This window comes from Streptomyces sp. NPDC025784 (assembly GCF_055558435.1).
Genome location: NZ_JBVHMN010000014.1, coordinates 210,365 through 229,538 on the forward strand (window position 1 = coordinate 210,365; position 19,174 = coordinate 229,538).

Consider the following 19,174-nt stretch of genomic DNA (forward strand, 5'->3'; position numbering starts at 1 on the left):
GGGGCCGTGCGGCATACGTCCGTATGCCGCACGGCCCCCTCTTCGTGTTCCCCGCGCCGCCGGAATCCGCCGCGCCGATCCGACCGAAGCCCGCTAGCCCACGGCCTCGCGGCACAGCAGCCGCAGTGAGCCGTCGCCGGCGTAGCAGCGGCGGGCCTCCTCGATCGGGTCCCACAGGCGCCCGTCGGGCGTGCGCAGCCAGTGGTCGCCGCCCGTCTCCCACCATTCGCCGCCCGTGCACCTGACGACGACCTCACCGGCGTACGCGCCGAATCCGCGCAGCGCCGTCTCGACGGCGGCGAACGGCGCGCCCTCCCGGCGTATCTCCTCGATCAGCCGGTCCACGCGCCACAGGCTCTGGGCCGAATAGTCGAGGCGCAGCCGGGCGCCCTCACGCATCGTCGCGACCGTGTCGGCCGCCCAGCGCACGGGCTTCGCCGCCGCGGGGGGCCTCGTTGCCCGAGTCGAGTCCACACTCATTGCGTTCACATTCCGAAGAGCGTGGTCGGGACCGGATTCGTCACGCGCCCGGCGGGTGTTCGCGACACCGGCTCAGGACCGCCATCTCCCTCGCCGGACAGTCACAGGAACCCCTCAGGCCAACGGGTTTGGACCCGCCGCGGCCACCGCGGCGTCGCCCGCGCCCGAACCCTCACGGACCTTCCCGGAACGGCCCGAACCGTCCCGGACCGGTCCGTGCCGGCCGGCCCGTGCGCGCCTACGCCCTTCCCCGCGCCCTGCGTGACACCACGGCCCGCAGCACGCGCCGGCCCTCCGTGGACACGTCCAGGGCCGGGCGCAGTCCTCCGGTGCCGTGCTCGGCGAGCAGTTCCAGGACGGTGACCTGGCGGCGCAGTTCGGCGGCGACGAGCGGCGACATGCCGTCCGTGCGGCCCTCGCGGCGGGACGTCACGCATGACGCGCCGTCCTCGGCGGCGTCCAGCAGCCGGTGGATCTGCAGGGCCGCGACGGAACAGGCGTCGGCCCAGGGGCGCAGGTCGGCGGCGGAGCACTCGGCGGGTGCCGCGTCGAGCATGCGGCGGGCGAGCACGACGGCCTCGTCCTCGTCGGCCGCGGCGGGCTCGGGGGCGTCCGCGTCGAGTCTGGTGCGCGCCTCCTTCAGCCGGTCGCCCCATGCGTTCCCGTCCGCCAGGCTCGCCCACAGCGGCCGCAGGATCTCGTCGTCGCCGCCCAGCAGAGGCACGCACCGATCCAAACAAGCCAGACCGCTCGCCGCCAGACCTCGCTCGTCGGCCTGAGCGATCAGTTCCACCAGACTCATCGCGCCTCCCTCGAAATGCCTCGACAGGGCGCCTCTGTCTCACGGAGCCCGCACTTCCCCTTACTGCGTGCGACGGTCCGGGAGTGTCACAGCGGCACCACACCGAGTCGGTCGAGGAACCGGAAGAAGAGGTTTTCGGCCAACGGGTCGGGACCCGCCGTCAGAACGTCGAGCAGCGATTCCGCGGTGACGGCGTGACCGGCCTCGGCGGCCCAGGCCACGGCCCGCGCGGCGGCGTCGCCCGGTTCCAGGAAGTAGTCGTCGACGCCGAGTTCGCCCTCACCGCCGCCCAGGTACCCGGCCATCGCCTCCCGCGCCAGGCAGGTGGTCCACGCGCCGCTCTCCGGGGCGGCGGCCTCGACGGCCACGCACTCGCTGTCCATGACGTATCCGAACAGAGCGGGCGCGCCGGTCTCCCGGGCGAGTGTGTTCATGTTCCCGACGTCCCCGTCACCGCCCGGGTACTCCCACACCTGCCAGCTTGCCGGCGCCGTCCCGCGCAGCACCATGCCGCGCGCCCCGGCCAGCGTGTCCAGCTCCGCGAGCGGTGCCTCGCTTCTGCCCACGACGTAGTAGCCCCAGTAGCCCATGCCGGTTCCCCCCGGTGTCTCGGTTCGGCGGCTCGGGCCGAATACACCACAGTGGCAGGGCAGTTGGCTACGGAACGGGATGATTCGGTGCGGGTCGGGCCACCGCGGCGGCGAGCGGACCGCGCCGGGCCTTGTCGTCCTGCATACGGGTCAGACGCCGCACGAAGAGCACCGCGAGGACGGCGGCCACCACCCACAGGACCTCGGCGACCCCCAGCATGCCCATCGCCTCGCGCAGTTCGGCGGGCGTGTCGGCGCTCCGTACGGACCGGCCGGACAGCCGGTCGGTGAGCGCGGCGGCCACCCATGTGAGCCACCAGGAGTTGAGGAGGAGGTGCGACGACGAGGGCATCCGCGTCCCGTCCGCCAGGGACAGTGTCGGCAGCGGTGCGCTCGCGACCCAGATGTCGGCGGCGACACGGCGCGGGAACCACAGGTTCACGACGGGGACGAACCAGCCCCAGACGGCCCAGCCGCGCCTCATCCGGTGCTCCTGCGGCCCGAACACCTCGGCGTTGACCCGCACCCGGTGGAACCAGCAGACGAACACGACGGCGGTGGCGATCTCCAGTACGAACTGGAGCCTGCCCGCGACGACGAGGAGCCGGTCCGCCAGGTCCAGGTCGTCCTGGTCCACCGCCTCGAACGCCCCGGCGGCGATGTCGCTGACGAGCCCGTACGCCGAGAGGACCGAGTAGAGGCTGAAGAGTCCGGCGGCGGCCGACACGGCGAGCATGACGACCGTGGCCTGGGCGAGACCGACGGGCGAGCGCAGCTGCGCGGCGGGCGGCTGCGAGCTGCCCGACCGCTGGGAGCCGGCGAACCGCCGCGCGCTGCCCGGCCGGTGGGGTGCGGCCGTCGCGACGATGCAGATGTCGCACAGGCCGTCCCCGGCCGTCGCTTCGAAGTGCCGGCAATGCGTGCAGAGCATGGCTGAGGGACCCCCCACGGGTTCAGAAGACGGAGACCGGGCGGATCCCTCCCCAGGACCTCGCTCACGGCATGCGGAACATACGGTTCGCCGTGCCCGGCCGTCCACCTCGTCGGGGGCCCGTGCTCAGTCCAGCCGGTTCGCGAGTGCCTTGAAGTCCGCCCAGGACAGCGCCGGTTTCCGCGGGTCCCACAGCTTCTGGACCGTGGCGCGCAGCGGCATGCGGATGCCCGCGGCGACCTGGTCCTGCGTCTGGGCGGCCGAGAGGTCGCACCAGACGGCGAAGCTCCCGCCGAGGATCTGCGAGTCGTACTTCGCGGACACCGCCGTCGATCCGCGCAGGACGAGCGGAGTCCACTGCTCGTAGATGCGCTGCCCGGTCGGGTACACGAAGGTCTGCGGCTCGCCGAGGACGTAGTAGAGGTACTCGTCGTTGTAGTTGATGACCTTGCGGCCCTCGCTCAGGTACTCGACCGGCAGCCGGGCCCCGATCTCCTTGCCCGTCCAGTACGCCACCTGGAGATCGGCGTCCGCCTTGACCTGGCCGCCGCGGAAGAACCCGTCGTTCCACGCCCGTGCCGTCCGGTCGTGGCCGTGGACGACGGCGGCCCGGTCGTTGAGCCAGCCCGTCGCCAGGTCGGCGACGCTCGCGCCGGGCCCGTACTTGGTGCGGGCGGCGGTGGCCAGCTGCGGGAAGGACGCCGCCGGGTTCGACACCGTCAGCGCCTGGTACTCGTCGCCGCCGAGGTGCCAGTACGGGCCGGGGAAGAGGTCCGCGTACTCGTTGAGCAGGTCGTCGACCAGGTTCGCCGCGGCGGGGTCGGAGATGTCGACGGCACCCCGCGTGGCGACACCGGACACGTTGCGCAGCTGGAGGTCGGGGTGCGCGGCGATGACGGCGCCGAGGTGGCCCGGCGAGTCGATCTCGGGGACGACATCGATGTGCCGGCTCGCCGCGAGGTCGATGATCCTGCGGACCTCCGCCTTGCTGAGGTGCTCCTTCGAGACGATCTCGGGGTGCGTGTCCGACTGGATGCGGAAGCCCTGGTCGTCCGAGAAGTGCAGGCCGAGCTGATTGAACTTCAGGTCGCCCAGCTCACGGACCCGGTCCTCGATCCAGTCGGCCGTGAAGTGCTTGCGGGCGATGTCGAGCATGAACCCGCGCTGTTTCTTCGCGGGCCGGTCGTTCACGACCCCCTCCGGCGCGGTGCCGCCGCCGTGCACCTCCTGCTTGAGGGTGCGTGTGCCGTAGAAGACTCCGGCCTCGGCGGGGGCGGTGATGGTGACCCGGCGGTTCTTGACGGTCAGGGTGTACGACTCGGGGCCCGCGCTGCCGTGGTCGAGGCCGAGCTCCACGTCGCCGTCCTCGGCCGCCGTCCGCCCCGCGTACGTCAGCTTCAGCTCTCCGGCGATCAGCCGTCCCTCGTCGGCGAGTGCGTCGTCGTGCACCACCACGCGGGCCCCGGTGGCGGGACGCCATCCGGGCCCCCGGGCGGGGGTGTGCTCGCGTACGGCGGGAATGGTCCGGGGTGCCTGCGACAGGGGGTACGACCGGGTCGGCGACGGCTGCGCGCCGGGCGAGGTGCCCGACCGGGCGGCCGTGGACGTCCCGGCCCCTGTCGGCTCCCCGTCGCCTCCGGGCCAGAACGCGAAGGCCGCGGCGACGGCGCCCGCCACGACCACGGCCGCGCCGCCCGCGACGGCGCCGGTGCGCCGGCCCCGCCGCTCCGGTGCCCGCCGCCTGCGGCCGGTCACAGCGCACCTCCCGTGCCCGCGGCCCCGCCTCGGCGGGCCGCCACGTGCCCTGGCGGGGCGGTCCGTGGTGCGGCTTGCGCCGTCCGGGCGAACGGTGGGGCCGTCGGATCACGCCGGGCGTGACGCACAGGCGGCGGAGGTGTCGAGGAGACCTCCGGCCCTCCGGACGCTCCCCACGCACCCCTGTGAACGTTCCGCATCACGCTGCCCTCACTTCGCCACCGAGGTCCACTGCACAGCGAACCTAAGCCCAGAGCCCGCATCATCCGTCCACCGCACATTCCGAAACTCTCCCGTGCGGGTGAAATTCGGGCATCCATCGGACGGCTTCCAGCTCACCTCGATAGCGTGAGTGGCACAACTTTCACTCCTTCCCCTGCCGAAACACGCGTGACGCCCACGACGTCACGGCCCGGACCTTCTCTCCCACCGCCGAGGACCTACGCTGCCGTCGCACCGTCACCCACGCCTCCCCGGCCAGGTCGCCCTCCCCGAGCAGAAGAGCGCGGCTCCGTCCCCGGGCCGCCTCGCACGGTTCAACGCCGCGCCCGCCGACGTGGTCACCCGTGCCCTGCTCACCTGCTGCGGCAGCCTGCGCTGGGCCCAGCGTCTGGCCGCCCACCGGCCCTACCCGGACCTGGGCGCGCTGCTCGCCGCGGCCGACGAGGCGGCGTACGACCTGACCCCCGCCGACCTCGCCGAGGCGCTGGCCTGCGAGTCGCTCACCCTGCTCCCGGACGGCGCGTACTCCGCCGCGCACACCGCACTGAGCGCCGCGCACGCCGCATACGAGAGCCGATTCGGCCACGTGTTCGTCATCTGCCTGGACGGCTTCGGACCGGAGGAGGCCCTCGACCAGGTGCTGGCCGAAATCCGGGCCCGCCTGGCGAACGAGCCCGAGGAGGAACGCGTCCTGACGGCCGAGGAGCTCAGGCGACTCGCCCGGGGACGCATCTCCCGGCTTGTACGTACGTTCGACGATCCGTCGGGATCTCGTCCGGAAACGGCGGAATCGACGGATTCGGGCCACCCGGATAGCCCGTACGTGCCTGTTTGATTGCCTGTTTGATCACACCAGCGGGGCCGCTGTAAGCGTTCCGACAAGTCGTCGCTACGATGGCCGGGGCCGGTGGACCGTACCCGGCCGGGCCCGACCGACACAGAAGCCGGCGCGGCCCCAATCCCCGCTCCCGGAGGGTTCTTCCGTGCCGGCTGGAACGCTGTACCGCGGCCGGGAAGGAATGTGGTCCTGGGTGGCTCACCGAGTCACCGGCGTCCTCATCTTCTTCTTCCTGTTCGTACACGTGCTGGACACCGCTCTCGTCCGTGTCTCCCCCGAGGACTACGACAAGGTCGTGTCCACGTACAAGACGCCGATCGTCGCGCTGCTGGAGTACGGCCTCGTCGCCGCCATCCTCTTCCACGCGCTCAACGGCCTGCGCGTCATCGCCGTCGACTTCTGGTCGAAGGGCCCGCGCTACCAGAAGCAGATGCTCTGGTCCGTCGTCGGTATCTGGATCGTGCTGATGGCCGGGGCGCTCTACCCCGTCCTCGGTCACGCATTCCGCGAAGTCTTCGGGAGCTGACGCAGATGTCCACTACTGACACCGCCGCTTCCGGCATCGGCCCCGTCGAGGGCGCGGGCGCTTTCTCGGCGTACAGCGTCGACAACCCCGCCCCGGTCATCGAGGCCCCCCGCAAGCGCACCAAGAAGACCCCGAAGTCGACCCGCGGCAATTTCGAGATGTACGGCTGGCTGTTCATGCGCCTGTCCGGCATCGTCCTGGTCGTCCTGGTCATCGGCCACCTGCTCATCCAGCTCGTCCTCGACGGCGGCGTCTCCAAGGTCGGCTTCGCCTTCGTGGCCGGCCGCTGGGCCAACCCGTGGTGGCAGGTCTGGGACCTCGCGATGCTGTGGCTCGCCATGCTGCACGGCGCCAACGGCCTGCGTACCGTCATCAACGACTACGCGGAGCGCGCCAACACGCGCCTCTGGCTGAAGGGCCTGCTGTACACCGCCACGGTGTTCACGATCCTGCTGGGCACGCTGGTGATCTTCACCTTCGACCCGAACATCCGCTAGGCACGGGGCTGAGGCAACCACTCATGAAGATCCACAAGTACGACACCGTCATCGTCGGCGCCGGTGGCGCCGGCATGCGCGCCGCCATCGAGGCGACGAAGCGCAGCCGCACCGCCGTGCTGACGAAGCTCTACCCGACCCGCTCCCACACGGGCGCCGCGCAGGGCGGCATGGCCGCCGCGCTCGCCAACGTGGAGGAGGACAACTGGGAGTGGCACACCTTCGACACGGTCAAGGGCGGTGACTACCTGGTCGACCAGGACGCCGCCGAGATCCTGGCGAAGGAGGCCATCGACTCGGTCCTCGACCTGGAGAAGATGGGCCTGCCGTTCAACCGGACGCCCGACGGGACGATCGACCAGCGCCGCTTCGGCGGCCACAGCCGCAACCACGGCGAGGCCCCGGTCCGCCGCTCCTGCTACGCGGCCGACCGCACCGGTCACATGATCCTCCAGACGCTGTACCAGAACTGCGTGAAGGAGGGCGTGGAGTTCTTCAACGAGTTCTACGTCCTCGACCAGCTGATCACCGAGATCGACGGGGTCAAGCACTCGGCGGGCGTCGTCGCCTACGAGCTCGCGACCGGCGAGATCCACGTCTTCCAGGCGAAGGCCGTGATCTACGCGTCCGGCGGCACCGGCAAGTTCTTCAAGGTGACCTCCAACGCGCACACCCTCACCGGTGACGGCCAGGCCGCCGTCTACCGCCGCGGGCTGCCGCTGGAGGACATGGAGTTCTTCCAGTTCCACCCGACCGGCATCTGGCGCATGGGCATCCTGCTGACGGAGGGCGCCCGCGGTGAGGGCGGCATCCTCCGCAACAAGGACGGCGAGCGCTTCATGGAGAAGTACGCGCCGGTCATGAAGGACCTCGCGTCCCGTGACGTCGTCTCCCGCTCCATCTACACGGAGATCCGCGAGGGCCGCGGCTGCGGTCCCGAGGGCGACCACGTCTACCTCGACCTCACGCACCTCCCGCCGGAGCAGCTGGACGCCAAGCTGCCCGACATCACGGAGTTCGCGCGCACCTACCTCGGCATCGAGCCCTACACGGACCCGATCCCGATCCAGCCCACCGCGCACTACGCGATGGGCGGCATCCCGACGAACGTCGAGGGTGAGGTCCTGTCGGACAACACCACCGTCGTCCCGGGTCTGTACGCCGCCGGCGAGGTCGCCTGCGTCTCCGTGCACGGCGCCAACCGCCTCGGCACCAACTCGCTCCTGGACATCAACGTGTTCGGGCGCCGCGCCGGCATCGCCGCCGCCGAGTACTCGGCGAAGGCCGACTACGTCGAGCTGCCGGAGAACCCCGCCGAGCAGGTCGTCTCGCAGGTCGAGCAGCTGCGTGCCTCCACCGGCACCGAGCGGGTCGCGGAGATCCGCGGGGAGCTCCAGGAGTGCATGGACGCCAACGTGATGGTGTTCCGCACCGAGCAGACGATCAAGACCGCGGTCGAGAAGATCGCCGAGCTGCGTGAGCGGTACAAGAACGTCTCGGTCCAGGACAAGGGCAAGCGGTTCAACACGGACCTGCTGGAGGCCATCGAGCTGGGCAACCTGCTCGACCTGGCCGAGGTCATGGCCGTGTCCGCCCTCGCCCGCAAGGAGTCCCGCGGCGGTCACTACCGCGAGGACTACCCGAACCGCGACGACGTCAACTTCATGCGCCACACCATGGCGTACCGCGAGGTCGGCGACGACGGCACCGAGTCCATCCGTCTCGACTACAAGCCGGTCGTCCAGACCCGCTACCAGCCGATGGAGCGTAAGTACTGATGGCTACCCCTGTTCTGGACAAGGTCGAGGCGGAGTCCGCCGCCTCTCCCTACATCACCGTCACCTTCCGGATCCGCCGCTTCAACCCGGAGATCTCGGCGGAGGCGGTCTGGGAAGACTTCCAGCTGGAGATCGACCCGAAGGAGCGCGTCCTCGACGGTCTGCACAAGATCAAGTGGGACGTCGACGGCACGCTGACCTTCCGTCGCTCCTGCGCGCACGGCATCTGCGGCTCGGACGCCATGCGGATCAACGGCAAGAACCGCCTTGCCTGCAAGACGCTGATCAAGGACATCAACCCCGAGAAGCCGATCACGGTCGAGCCCATCAAGGGCCTGACGGTCCTCAAGGACCTGGTCGTCGACATGGAGCCGTTCTTCCAGGCGTACCGCGACGTCATGCCCTTCCTCATCACGAAGGACACGAACGAGCCGACGCGTGAGCGTTTCCAGACCGCCGAGGAGCGCGAGCGCTTCGACGACACGACCAAGTGCATCCTGTGCGCGGCGTGCACGTCCTCGTGCCCGGTGTTCTGGAACGACGGCCAGTACTTCGGTCCGGCCGCCATCGTGAACGCCCACCGCTTCATCTTCGACTCGCGCGACGAGGCGGGCGAGCAGCGCCTGGAGATCCTCAACGACAAGGACGGCGTGTGGCGTTGCCGCACGACGTTCAACTGCACGGACGCCTGCCCGCGCGGCATCGAGGTCACCAAGGCGATCCAGGAAGTGAAGAGGGCGCTGATCACTCGGCGTTTCTGACGTTCCTCTCAGTTCGTCACCGAGGGCCCCGCTCCATTCATGAGCGGGGCCCTCGGGTTTTGTCGCCGCTTTGGCGATTTCGGTCAGGTTCGGGCACTGCTGAACGAAATATTCCACTGCCACACTGCGACCTGGAGACGGTCAGGTACGGGGCAGCGGGGGGACCTTGTGACCGAGAGGACCTCAGGGGCGGCGAGGGGCGGTGGCTACGCCCCCGAGCAGGGCTACGGCATGGCGGTCAAGGAAGCGCATTTCGTGGCTGCGCCCCTGCTCACCGCTGCGGCACTGTCCCTCGCCGGAGTGGTCGGCGGCGCGGACACGGCGTTCCGCTGGCCAGGAGCAACACTCATCCTCCTTGTCGTCACCGCCATGACCTTGATCTTCAGCATGCAGCTCGCCTACAGAGCACGTGCCTACTTGTTCACGCACAAGGAGCTCAAGGACCACTACGCCGCACTGCCAGGTCCCGACATACCTGAAGAACAGATCCGGCAGGAGTACAGCGATGCCCAGGACCAGTGGACGGACCGCAACTATGCAGCCGTACTCGCCTACAACGCCGGCACGCTGCTCCTCGGGCTGGGGCTGGCCGCGTCCCTCGCTCCGCCGGACGGCGGCGAACAGTTCGTGGCTCGCTGGGCGGCCGCAGGCCTAGTGGCCGTCGGCACGATCGGCGACGGCATCTGGATCTTCAAGCAGTACCGCTAGCAGCGACGAACCGAACCGGAGGAAGCATGCTGCACGATGTCGTAGACGTCGCACTGCCAGGTGCTGCGCCCATGGGGAAACCTTGCCCGGACTGCAAGCGGACCCTCCCGCCGCAAGCCGGCGGGTTTCCGAGCGTGAGCTCCTTCCTCCGCAGGCCCACCGTCGCCGAGGCGCACAAGAAGGCCCTCGCAGGCAAGCCTCAGAAACTCCTGGCTCACTTGGACCCGAGCAACTTCCCCCTGATGAAACACGGCACCGTGAAGTCGGAGGTCGAGCGCGGGACACGGCCCTGCAGCGTCCAGCATCTTCCCGTATGGCTTCTGGCCCATTGCCGCACCGTGGCCGAGGTGGACGAATGGCTGGAGAAGCTGAAGCCTTGGTGGACGCCTCCACCGCCCGGCACGCCCTGAGACTCACCGGGCCCCTCGCCTCCCGTCCGACTCGTCGAGGCCCGTGCCCTGCTCCGGCCTTCCGTGGTCGTACAACAGATCATCGGGCATGTCCCCCGCAAACAGTCGCGAGAGCCGGAGGAACGTCTCCTCCTCCGCGTCCCGGTCCGACGGCAACCGGTGGTGGAGTGCCTCCAGAAGGTCGAAGCGGTGCAGGTCGTATGCGACATGCATCAGGCCGGAGTAGGCCTGCGCCGCCGTCACTGCGCCTTTGTACGCCACCCCTGCCAGCAGCAGACCGGCTCCGCACAGCCACCAGGCGGAGGGCTCGTCGAACAGAGCGACAGCCGCCGTGACGGCGAGAGCAAGGAATGCCCAGCACAGGTTGACGGCCGTGTCGAGTGCGTCCCGAGTGGATCGGAGCAACTGCGCCATGCGGTCGGAGACCTGAAGGTAGAGCCTCGGCCACGAGGTCAACGTGGTCAGACCGTAGCGCTCTCCGGCACTCAATTCCCCGGCGCGCAGGGCATTACCGAGTGCCGTGGGCAGCAGGAAGTCGGCCGCGGGACGGGCAGCCAGTCGGCGCCGCGCGTCGGCTTGCACACGCAACTCCCGGTCCCGTTCCAGCTCTCCGTGGGCCCGAGTGTGCAGCGCCTCCCAGCGTCTGTGCTGCACCCTGGAAAGGGCTCCCGCGAGGAACGCCGTGAGCGCCCAGCGGTCCCAGTAGCCCTCCAGGACGCGTACGGCCCTGACCTGGAAGGGCTGCAGCAGGAGGCCGAGGAGGGAGGCGCACACGGTGACCACGAGGAGCGCGCCGACCGCGGTGAGCGGACGCTCCGGCACCACCGCACCCCAGTCGCTGCGCCCCGAAAAGCTGCCTGCCCGCACGAGTGCGAGTACGCCTGTGACGAACAGGGCGCAGGGTGCGAACTGGACCGCCAGCACCCGTCGCACGCAGCTCGCCCTCCCCTTGCGCCCCTCGCGTCCTCAGTATGGGTACAGGAGGGGCACGTGTTCCGTGCGGGGAGGGCTACAACTGACTCAGGATCGAAGGATCCGTGATCCCCGTGTCGTCCGCCAGGAGGATCGCCTTGCTGAGGATCACGCCCAGCATGCGGTCGCCCTCGAAGGGGAGGTAGCCGGTCCGGGGGGCTCCCGGGGCGGACTTGGGGACGATGCACAGGTACTGGTCGTTCGGGGTCATGAGGATGTTGCCCGAGCCGAGGTGGATCTTGTACGTGTGGCGTTCGCCCCTGACGTGCAGGAAGCGGCCCTCCAGGGCGCAGCGGTCGGCTATCGCCAGGCGGGGGACCAGGCGGTCCAGGAGGGCGCGGCGGGTCTCGGCGCTCTGGTTCAGCTCGCCGAAGCCGTACGTCGTCCAGTACTCGCGGAAGCGTCCGCCGGGGCCGCCGTCCTGCCAGGTCGGGTCGTTCCCGACGCTGCCGACGCCCACGAACAGGTCGACGTCGCGCAGGACTTCGGACAGGACGAGGGGCGGGACGTCGGTGAGCGGGACGGGTTCCACCGGCTCCTGCCCGTCCCGCAGCCACATGCGGTACTCGCCGCCGAAGCAGTGCGCCGAGTTCTCCGGGGCGTCGATCGGATAGAAGCGGACCTGGTCGGTGCGCAGGCGAAGATAGCTGCCCGACTCGGTGGTGTCCTCGCCGTACTCCTCGCCGTCTCCCTCGATCCAGTACTCGGCGCGCAGGCCCCACTGGGGCAGGTCGCGTGAGGCGGGCGGCGCCTCGTCGTCGACGCAGAGACGGAGCCTGTTGCGCCAGCCCCTGATCGCGGCGAGGGAGTTGAACTGGTGCTGGCGCAGGATGTGCGCCGCGAAACGGTTCGAGTAGGTGCCCGTGGCGCGCTCGGCATCCGTGAGCAGGTACACCTCGCGGTGGGCCTGCTTGAAGGGCTGGGTGATCTCGTGCCGCTCCAGCCAGTCCCGCCAGGCGACGACCTCGGCGGGCTCGCGGCCGACGGGGTGCCAGAGTCCGACTTCGGAGCCCCCGGTCACGGGCTCGTCGGCGAGGGTGCGCAGCTCGCCGTCCGCGAACCCGGCGGGCGTGCCGTCGACGGTCCACAGGAGACGGCGGGCGAGCGTGCCCACCAGAGGGTGGTCGAGATAGCGCTCGCGCCACGCGCCGTACGCCCAGGTGCGCCGGGCGAGGAACTGCCGGTCCAGACGCTCCGCCTGCGCCGACAGCATCCTGTCGATGTCCTTGACCGCCGCCTTCAGCTCCTTGAGCTCCTCGGCGTGGTCGCGCCGCACCGTCGCGGGCACCGCCTTCACGGACTTGCCCGCCGCGTTGCGCCAGCTCAGCACCGCCCGGGAGCCGTGGACGTCGAGCGTCGCGGTGGCCTCGCCGAACCGGTGCACGGCCCTGCCGACCCCGTCGAGGCCGTACGCCGGGACGGCCAGTTCCTCGATCTCCTCCCGGCTCAGCCCGAGGGCCACGGCACGTGCCTCCAGCGCGCCGTCGAGCAGCTTCGCCGTGTTCTTGTACGTCACCCGGGTGGCGAGCCGGGCGAGTTCGGCGAGCGCGGCCTCGCTGTCGATACGGGCGAGGGCGACGACCCCGGCGTTGGCGACCTTCGGGTTGCGCGGGCCGAGTCCGGCGACCTTCTTCAGGGAGGTCTCGACGAGCGTGCCGAGCGCCCTGACGGTGTCGGGGTGGGCGGGAAGGAGGGAGAGCAGCCAGGCGAGACCGCGCAGCGCGTTCGCGTTCCAGGGGTCGTACGCGTTGTTGATGTCCGCCTCCCACGACCTGCGCTCCAGCGGGAGGGTCCGGGGGCGGCCGGCGAGGGCGAGCCAGGGCAGCGCGGTGTCGCGGACGCGGTCCGGGCCGAGCGTGTCGATGAGCTCGGCGGCCCGCCTGTCCCATTTGGCGCTGGGCTTGGAGGCGGTGGCCGAGGCGGCGTGGGTGAGCAGCGCGTGCCAGGGGTCGTCGGGCCCGGAGAGGTGCTCCATGGCCGTCTCGGCCCACTCCTCCCCGACGTTGAGGACCGGTTCGGTGAGCTTCTTCGCCAGCTCGCCCAGCTCGTGGGAGCGGTACGCGTCCATGGCGGTGCGGCGGAAGACCGCGACGACGGCGGGGGCGAGGGGGCGTCCGGCGGCCAGCTCCGCCTCGGCCAGGACGTCGAGCCGTGCCGCGTACCAGAAGGAGTGCTGCCGGCCGAGTTCGTCGAGCTGCTTGAGGCGTTCGGGGACGAGCCGGTCGCCGGGGAGGTCTCTGGCGAGGATGCCGATCAGCGTCATCGCGTTGCCCTTGGCGGCCGACTCCTCCCCGACCGAGTGGTAACGCGCCACCAGGGCGTCGGCGAGCACGGTCCGCCGCTCGACGGGCAGTTCGCGCAGCAGGTCGAGCATCGTCGCCCAGCCGCCGCCCCAGTAGCCCTTGTTCTCCAGGGCGGCCTTGAGGGCCAGGTCGGCGACCTTGCCCATGTCGTCCTCGGCGATCCGGTTGCGGATGCGCTGTTCGTAGGACCGCGTGCCGGTCATGTCAGCCCCCCACCAGTGCGACGAGCTTCAGGAAGGTGACCTCGGTGCCGAGGACGAGGTCGATCTCCTCGTCGAGGTCGGTCAGCTGCCGGTCCCCGACGAGCACCAGGAAGCCGTTCCCCGCGAAGGCCGCGAGGGCCAGGTCCGTCTGCGCCTGCGGGTCTATCCGCCGCGGCGTGCGCAACGCGTATCCGTTCAGCACGCGCTCGGTGTCCTCGGGCTGCACCAGCCCCTGGAACACCCCCGTCGCACGCGCGTTGTACTCGGCGACCTCCTGGAAGACCCTGCGCCGGATCAGCTCGCGCAACGCGAGCCGCTCCTCGGCGATCTCGACCCCCCAGCCGGCGCTCCGGCCCCCACTCGTCGTCTCGTCGACGAACGTCACCATTCCCATGCCGAAGACCGTACGAGACGCCACTGACAACGGACGGGCCGGAAGTCCTCATCCCAATGGGTGATCGCGGGCCGGGCCCGCGGTCGGCTCTGCTCTGCCGCCGGTCGAGATCCCTAACCTGATGACATGTCAGATGACGTGTCATACGAACTGCTCGGAATCGACAACGTACTGCTGCCCGTCGGGAACCTCGACGAGGCGGTCCGCTTCTACGAGCTGGCCGGGTTCCCGGTGGCGTTCCGGCTCGACGAGGCCGGGATCGCCGCGTTGAAGGTGGGCGGCGAGACGCCGGGCGTGCTGTTGCGACTGGACGAGGAGCTGAGCCACCGGCCGCCGCCCTGGGCCGTGCCGCGGGTGTGGCTGGAGGTCCGGGACGCCCGCGCCGCGGCGAGCGCTCTCGCCGCGGCGGGGATCCGGCCGCTGGACGCCCCCTTCCCCGTGGCCACCGGATGGACCGTCGAGATCGCCGACCCCTGGGGCAATGTCGTGGGCCTCACGGACTACAACAAGCGGCCCGAACTGGCCCGCGCCGCACGGACGTAGCGGTGGCGCAAGGGGAGTCCCGCGCGGGTGGCCGCACACCCGCCTCTCGACTTGAACATGTTCAAAAGGAGGTCTACATTCATTCCCGACAGCGTTTTGAACGCGTTCAAGAAGGGGTGGGGACATGGACCTCACAGTCGTCGCGTACGTCATCTACCTGCTGGTCAGCATCGCGCTGACCGTCTGGGTGGCACGCACCCTGAGCCGCAACGGACGGATCTTCCTGGCCGACGTGCTGCACGGCAACGAGAAGCTCGCCGACGCCGTCAACCACCTGCTGGTGGTCGGCTTCTACCTGGTCAACCTGGGCTTCGTCGCCCTCTACCTGAACCAGGACGAGACGATCGGCAACGCCCGGGAGGTCTTCGAGGCACTGTCGACCAAGCTCGGCGTCGTCCTGCTCGTCCTCGGGGTCATGCACCTGGGGAACGTCTACGTGCTCAACAAGATCCGGCGCCGCGGCGTGATGGAGCGGGAGCAGATGCCGCCCGTCGCGCCCACTGGCTGGGTCGCGCCGACGGCCGGGGCGTGACCCCGATGGCCGGCGCCACCACCGTGGACCGGGACGCCGCGCGCGTCCCGGTCCTCGGGCTCACCGTCCTCTACGACGCGCGGTGCCCGCTGTGCGGCTTCCTGCGCGACTGGCTGGCGCGCCAGCCCTGCCTGGTCCCCCTCCGGTTCGTCCCGGCCGCGTCGGACGAGGCCCGGCAGCGCTTCCCGGAACTCGATCACGCGGCGACCCTCGGCGAGATCACCGTCGTCGGGGACGGCGGACAGGTCTACAAGGGATCCGCGGCCTGGATCGTGACCCTCTGGGCGCTGCGCGAGCACCGGCCGCTCGCGCACCGGCTGAGCACACCGGCCGGCTCCCGGCTGGCGAAGGGCGCGGTCCTCGCCGCCGCGAAGTGGCGCGGGGCCCACGCGAACGGCCAGTGGACCGGCTCCCCCGGCGACGGGCAGTGGACCGGCTCCCCCGACCACGGGCCGTGGGGCGGCGGCGCCTATCACTGGGGCGACGGATGGCGGTACGACCCGGGCTCGGGATGGACGTACGAGCCACCCGCCTGCGACAGCGGGTCCTGCTCCACGGGGCCCACTCGTTAGGCTCGTCCCCGTGCCAGCACCAACAGACCGCCCCGGTCCCGACGAGAGCGCCGAGAAGGGGTCCGCCAAGAGCCCCGCGAAGAGCGAGCAGACCCGCGCCCTGATCCTGGAGACGGCGATGCGCCTGTTCCAGGAGCGGGGCTACGACAAGACGACCATGCGGGCCATCGCGAAGGAGGCCGGGGTCTCCGTCGGGAACGCGTACTACTACTTCGACGGCAAAGAACACCTGATCCAGGGCTTCTACGACCGGATCGCGGCCGAGCACCAGGTGGCGGTGCGGGAGGTGCTGGACCGCGAGACGGACCTGGAGGCCCGGATCGGCGGCGTGCTGAAGGCCTGGCTGGACATCGCGACCCCGTACCACGAGTTCGCGGTGCAGTTCTTCAAGAACGCCGCCGACCCGGACAGTCCGCTCAGCCCCTTCTCCCCGGAGTCGGAGCACGCGCGCGTGGAGGCGATCAGCGTCCACCGGGAAGTGCTCGCCGGGGCGAAGACCAAGGTGCCGGAGGATCTGCGGGACGTGCTGCCCGAGTTGCTGTGGCTCTCCCAGATGGGACTCGTCCTGTACTGGGTGTTCGACCGCACGGAAGGACGCGAGCGCAGCTACCGGCTCGCCGAGCGGGGCGCCCGCCTCACCGCGCGCGGAGTCTCCCTGGCCCGCTTCCGCGTCCTGCGGCCGCTCGTCCACGAGGTGCACGAGCTGTTCACGGACTTCCTGCCCGGCATGACCAAGGCGCTGCCCGACCCGTCGAAGTCGAAGAAGGGCTAGCGACCGGGCCCGTGCCCGCAGCAGGGGCACGGGCCCGGTCGCCGTCACGGACCGCGGCCGTTCAGTTGACCGCGTCCACCTCCCCCTGCATCAGCTCCACGTCGTGCACGAGCGGTTCGTCGGACACCACCAGGTGATGCGCCCGCGCCCCGTACGACGGAGCGGTCGCCGAGAGCAGATACGTGCCCGGGGCCGGTACCGAGACGATGTACGAGCCGTCCGCCAGTGACGTCACCCGGTCCAGCTGGCGTCCGCCCTTGGACAGCAGCGTGAGGACCGCGCCGTCGACCGCCGCGCCCTCCGCGTCACGGACGAAGCCGTGCACCACCGACGCGCTGCCCGCCGCCTCGGGGGCGGTGGGCTCGGGGTGCTCCTCCGCCGGCTCCACCGCTAGGTGCGGCAGCCGCCTGTCCAGCCCCGCGGGCAGCCACCAGTTGGCGTTGCCGAGCAGATGCATCGCCGCCGGCACCAGCGCCGTACGCAGGATGAACGCGTCGAGGGCGACGGCCGCGGCCAGGCCCACCCCCGCCATCGCCGCGCCCGAGTCGCCGCTCAGCACGAAGGCCAGGAACACACAGACCATGATCAGGGCGGCGGAGTTGATGACCCGGCTGGTCTCCGCGAGGCCGACGCGCACGGCGCGCGCGTTGTCCTTGGTGTGCACCCACTCCTCGTGCATCCGGCTCACCAGGAACACCTGGTAGTCCATGGACAGGCCGAAGAGCAGCGACAGCATGATGACCGGCAGGAAGGCGTTGATCGGTCCCTCCTTGCCGAGGCCGAGCAGTTCCAGCCCCCAGCCCCACTGGAAGATCGCCACCAGGACGCCGAAGGACGCGGCGGCCGCGATCAGGTTCATCAGCGCTGCCGTCAGCGGCACCACGAGGGAGCGGAAGGCGACCAGCAGGAGCAGGAAGCCGAGGCCGATGATCGTGGCCACGAAGTACGGCAGCCGGTCGCCGGTGATGGTCGCGAAGTCCTTGGAGACGGCCGTCACCCCGCCCACATGGGCCTGGGCCCCCGCCTGTGGGATCACCCGGTCCCGCAGCGTGTCGATGAGCTCGTCGGTCCGCTCCGACTGCGGCGAGGTCCTGGGCACCACCTGGATCACCGTCACGCCGTTCGCGGACGGCAGCGCGGCGGCCCGGGCGACCCCGTCGGTCGCCCGGATGTCCTTGACCAGCGTGTCCGTGTCCCCGCCGGACGCCACCACCTGCAAGGGGCCGTTGAAGCCGGGACCGAAGCCCTCGGCGAGCAGGTCGTACGCCTTCCGGGTCGTCGTCGACGCGTCGTCGTTGCCCTGGTCGGTCGCGCCGAGCCGCAGGCCGAGGACCGGCAGCGCGAGCACGGCCATGACGGCCACGGCCAGGACGGCGATCGTACGGGGGCGCCGCTGCACGGTCTGCGACCAGCGGGCCGCCGCGCCGCTCGTGCGCTCCGGCTCGGGTCCCGTCGCGGCGAGCCTGCGCCGCTGACGGCGGCTGAGCACCCGGGTGCCGAGCACGCCGAGGAGCGCCGGCAGCAGGGTGACCGCGGCGAGCACGCTGAGGACGACGGTGAGCGAGGTGCCGATGACGACACCGTCCAGGAAGCGGAGATTGGTGACGAGCATCCCGGCGAGTGCGATGCAGACCGTGCCGCCCGCGAACAGCACGGCCCGCCCCGAGGTGTTGAGGGCGGTGACCGCGGACTCCTCCGGGTCAGCGCCGCGCAGGATGCCGCGCCGGTGCCGGGTGACGATGAACAGCGCGTAGTCGATGCCGACACCGAGCCCGATCAGCGTGGCGAGCAGCGGGGCGAGGTCGGGCACGTCGGTGACGTGGCTGATCAGCTGCGTGGAGAACAGGCCGGTGCCGACGCCGAAGATCGCGACACCGATCGGCAGGAGCATCGCGAACAGCGAGCCGAACGCGAGGAACAGCACGACGGCCGCGGCCAGGATGCCGACCATCTCGGCGAGCCCGGTGGGCGGCTCCTGCACCCGTTGGATCGCCTGCCCGCCCAACTCGACCTGCAGGCCTCCGCGTTCGGCGCCCTGCGCGGTGTCGAGGACATCCTGCACGAGCTCCTTGGGTACGGCGTTGGCCTGCTCGGCGAAGGTGATCTGCGCGTAGGCGATCTTCCCGTCCGAGCTGATCTGCGCCGCGCCCTGCCCGCCCGAGTACGGCCCCGCGACCCCTCCGACGCCCTTCATCCTGCCGATGTCGTCCAGTGCGGGCTGGATCCGGGACCGGACGTCCTGGTCCCGGACCGTCCCCTCGTCGACCTTCCACACCACCGTGTCGGTGTCTCCCGCGCTGTCCGGGAAGGCCTTCTCCATCAGGTCGTACGCGCGCTTGGAGTCCGTGTTCGGAAGGGAGAAGACATTCGCGTAGTCCGTGCCCGCGGTGGATGCCGCGAAGCCCAGTCCGAACAGTCCCCCCAGCCACAGCAACAGGACCACCAGCCGGTGCCGATAGCACCACCGTGCCAATGCCGTCACGCTCAACGCTCCTTGTTCGTGGGTCGAATCGGTCCGTCGGTCCCCCAGGTCCTGCACCCACCCTCCGTGTCGCGGCGCGCGCGGGGACACGACACGCCCATGA

General features: G+C 70.6%; 20 protein-coding genes. 11 read left to right on the forward strand and 9 right to left on the reverse strand.

Annotated features, from left to right (window positions below; all coding sequences use genetic code 11):
* Positions 1-93 precede the first annotated feature (93 nt).
* From ACZ4IF_RS29240 to ACZ4IF_RS29260, 5 genes are all read right to left on the reverse strand, one after another.
* Positions 94-480 (reverse strand): hypothetical protein, encoded by a 387-nt coding sequence (locus ACZ4IF_RS29240; protein ID WP_078629248.1) that lies wholly within the window; start codon positions 478-480, stop codon positions 94-96.
* Positions 481-718: 238 nt separating this feature from the next.
* Positions 719-1,282, reverse strand: coding sequence for a hypothetical protein (locus tag ACZ4IF_RS29245; protein WP_359503375.1), 564 nt, complete (start codon positions 1,280-1,282; stop codon positions 719-721).
* A gap of 86 nt (positions 1,283-1,368) precedes the next feature.
* Entirely contained in the window at positions 1,369-1,872 is a 504-nt protein-coding gene (locus tag ACZ4IF_RS29250; RefSeq protein ID WP_467568056.1) for a hypothetical protein, read from the reverse strand.
* A 67-nt stretch (positions 1,873-1,939) separates the two neighbouring features.
* The gene (locus ACZ4IF_RS29255; protein ID WP_467568058.1) at positions 1,940-2,803 is read right to left on the reverse strand and encodes a DUF4328 domain-containing protein; all 864 of its coding nucleotides are present in this window, start codon (positions 2,801-2,803) and stop codon (positions 1,940-1,942) included.
* Between the two features lie 126 nt (positions 2,804-2,929).
* Positions 2,930-4,558, reverse strand: coding sequence for a beta-N-acetylhexosaminidase (locus ACZ4IF_RS29260; RefSeq protein ID WP_467568060.1), 1,629 nt, complete (start codon positions 4,556-4,558; stop codon positions 2,930-2,932).
* 445 nt (positions 4,559-5,003) lie between these two features.
* Between ACZ4IF_RS29260 and ACZ4IF_RS29265 the strand changes: the two genes are divergently transcribed.
* From ACZ4IF_RS29265 to ACZ4IF_RS29295, 7 genes are all read left to right on the forward strand, one after another.
* Entirely contained in the window at positions 5,004-5,615 is a 612-nt protein-coding gene (locus ACZ4IF_RS29265; RefSeq protein WP_467568150.1) for a 2-oxo-4-hydroxy-4-carboxy-5-ureidoimidazoline decarboxylase, read from the forward strand.
* 148 nt (positions 5,616-5,763) lie between these two features.
* Positions 5,764-6,144, forward strand: a complete 381-nt coding sequence (gene sdhC, locus ACZ4IF_RS29270) for a succinate dehydrogenase, cytochrome b556 subunit (protein WP_078629246.1) — start codon at positions 5,764-5,766, stop codon at positions 6,142-6,144.
* Between the two features lie 5 nt (positions 6,145-6,149).
* Entirely contained in the window at positions 6,150-6,641 is a 492-nt protein-coding gene (locus ACZ4IF_RS29275; protein ID WP_095936184.1) for a succinate dehydrogenase hydrophobic membrane anchor subunit, read from the forward strand.
* Positions 6,642-6,664: 23 nt separating this feature from the next.
* Entirely contained in the window at positions 6,665-8,419 is a 1,755-nt protein-coding gene (gene sdhA / locus ACZ4IF_RS29280) for a succinate dehydrogenase flavoprotein subunit (RefSeq protein WP_467568062.1), read from the forward strand.
* Positions 8,419-9,180: a succinate dehydrogenase iron-sulfur subunit gene (locus ACZ4IF_RS29285; RefSeq protein ID WP_359503365.1), complete on the forward strand. Its 762-nt coding sequence runs from the start codon at positions 8,419-8,421 to the stop codon at positions 9,178-9,180. Before sdhA ends, ACZ4IF_RS29285 begins: the two co-directional genes overlap by 1 nt.
* A gap of 168 nt (positions 9,181-9,348) precedes the next feature.
* Positions 9,349-9,888, forward strand: a complete 540-nt coding sequence (locus ACZ4IF_RS29290; protein ID WP_467568064.1) for a hypothetical protein — start codon at positions 9,349-9,351, stop codon at positions 9,886-9,888.
* A 134-nt stretch (positions 9,889-10,022) separates the two neighbouring features.
* Positions 10,023-10,298, forward strand: a complete 276-nt coding sequence (locus ACZ4IF_RS29295; protein WP_467568066.1) for a hypothetical protein — start codon at positions 10,023-10,025, stop codon at positions 10,296-10,298.
* A gap of 3 nt (positions 10,299-10,301) precedes the next feature.
* Here the strand turns inward: ACZ4IF_RS29295 and ACZ4IF_RS29300 are convergent, their stop codons facing one another.
* From ACZ4IF_RS29300 to ACZ4IF_RS29310, 3 genes are all read right to left on the reverse strand, one after another.
* On the reverse strand, positions 10,302-11,231 hold the full coding sequence (locus tag ACZ4IF_RS29300; RefSeq protein WP_467568068.1) for a hypothetical protein: 930 nt from the start codon (positions 11,229-11,231) through the stop codon (positions 10,302-10,304).
* Between the two features lie 76 nt (positions 11,232-11,307).
* Positions 11,308-13,776, reverse strand: coding sequence for a DUF4132 domain-containing protein (locus ACZ4IF_RS29305; protein ID WP_467568070.1), 2,469 nt, complete (start codon positions 13,774-13,776; stop codon positions 11,308-11,310).
* A gap of 1 nt (position 13,777) precedes the next feature.
* Complete coding sequence (locus ACZ4IF_RS29310; RefSeq protein ID WP_028802932.1) at positions 13,778-14,170, reverse strand: hypothetical protein; 393 nt, start codon at positions 14,168-14,170, stop codon at positions 13,778-13,780.
* A 126-nt stretch (positions 14,171-14,296) separates the two neighbouring features.
* On the opposite strand from ACZ4IF_RS29310, the gene ACZ4IF_RS29315 reads away from it, so the two are divergent.
* The 4 genes from ACZ4IF_RS29315 to ACZ4IF_RS29330 all read left to right on the forward strand — a co-directional run bounded on the left by ACZ4IF_RS29315 (position 14,297) and on the right by ACZ4IF_RS29330 (position 16,589).
* Positions 14,297-14,713 carry a VOC family protein gene (locus ACZ4IF_RS29315; RefSeq protein ID WP_345656312.1) on the forward strand — a complete coding sequence of 139 codons (417 nt, stop codon included), beginning with the start codon at positions 14,297-14,299 and terminating at the stop codon, positions 14,711-14,713.
* Positions 14,714-14,837: 124 nt separating this feature from the next.
* Positions 14,838-15,245, forward strand: a complete 408-nt coding sequence (locus ACZ4IF_RS29320; RefSeq protein ID WP_359503357.1) for a hypothetical protein — start codon at positions 14,838-14,840, stop codon at positions 15,243-15,245.
* 5 nt (positions 15,246-15,250) lie between these two features.
* Positions 15,251-15,817, forward strand: a complete 567-nt coding sequence (locus tag ACZ4IF_RS29325) for a thiol-disulfide oxidoreductase DCC family protein (RefSeq protein ID WP_467568152.1) — start codon at positions 15,251-15,253, stop codon at positions 15,815-15,817.
* Positions 15,818-15,827: 10 nt separating this feature from the next.
* On the forward strand, positions 15,828-16,589 hold the full coding sequence (locus ACZ4IF_RS29330) for a TetR/AcrR family transcriptional regulator (protein WP_359503355.1): 762 nt from the start codon (positions 15,828-15,830) through the stop codon (positions 16,587-16,589).
* Positions 16,590-16,650: 61 nt separating this feature from the next.
* On the opposite strand, the gene ACZ4IF_RS29335 is transcribed toward ACZ4IF_RS29330, so the two are convergent.
* Positions 16,651-19,062, reverse strand: coding sequence for an MMPL family transporter (locus ACZ4IF_RS29335; RefSeq protein ID WP_467568154.1), 2,412 nt, complete (start codon positions 19,060-19,062; stop codon positions 16,651-16,653).
* Between the last annotated feature and the right edge of the window lie 112 nt (positions 19,063-19,174).

Coding starts and splice junctions, on each gene's coding strand:
- ACZ4IF_RS29240 (WP_078629248.1), bottom strand. CDS start 480: ATGAGTGTGGACTCGACTCGGGCAACGAGGCCCCCCGCGGCGGCGAAG.
- ACZ4IF_RS29245 (WP_359503375.1), bottom strand. CDS start 1,282: ATGAGTCTGGTGGAACTGATCGCTCAGGCCGACGAGCGAGGTCTGGCG.
- ACZ4IF_RS29250 (WP_467568056.1), bottom strand. CDS start 1,872: ATGGGCTACTGGGGCTACTACGTCGTGGGCAGAAGCGAGGCACCGCTC.
- ACZ4IF_RS29255 (WP_467568058.1), bottom strand. CDS start 2,803: ATGCTCTGCACGCATTGCCGGCACTTCGAAGCGACGGCCGGGGACGGC.
- ACZ4IF_RS29275 (WP_095936184.1), top strand. CDS start 6,150: ATGTCCACTACTGACACCGCCGCTTCCGGCATCGGCCCCGTCGAGGGC.
- sdhA (WP_467568062.1), top strand. CDS start 6,665: ATGAAGATCCACAAGTACGACACCGTCATCGTCGGCGCCGGTGGCGCC.
- ACZ4IF_RS29285 (WP_359503365.1), top strand. CDS start 8,419: ATGGCTACCCCTGTTCTGGACAAGGTCGAGGCGGAGTCCGCCGCCTCT.
- ACZ4IF_RS29305 (WP_467568070.1), bottom strand. CDS start 13,776: ATGACCGGCACGCGGTCCTACGAACAGCGCATCCGCAACCGGATCGCC.
- ACZ4IF_RS29310 (WP_028802932.1), bottom strand. CDS start 14,170: ATGGGAATGGTGACGTTCGTCGACGAGACGACGAGTGGGGGCCGGAGC.
- ACZ4IF_RS29315 (WP_345656312.1), top strand. CDS start 14,297: ATGTCAGATGACGTGTCATACGAACTGCTCGGAATCGACAACGTACTG.
- ACZ4IF_RS29320 (WP_359503357.1), top strand. CDS start 14,838: ATGGACCTCACAGTCGTCGCGTACGTCATCTACCTGCTGGTCAGCATC.
- ACZ4IF_RS29325 (WP_467568152.1), top strand. CDS start 15,251: ATGGCCGGCGCCACCACCGTGGACCGGGACGCCGCGCGCGTCCCGGTC.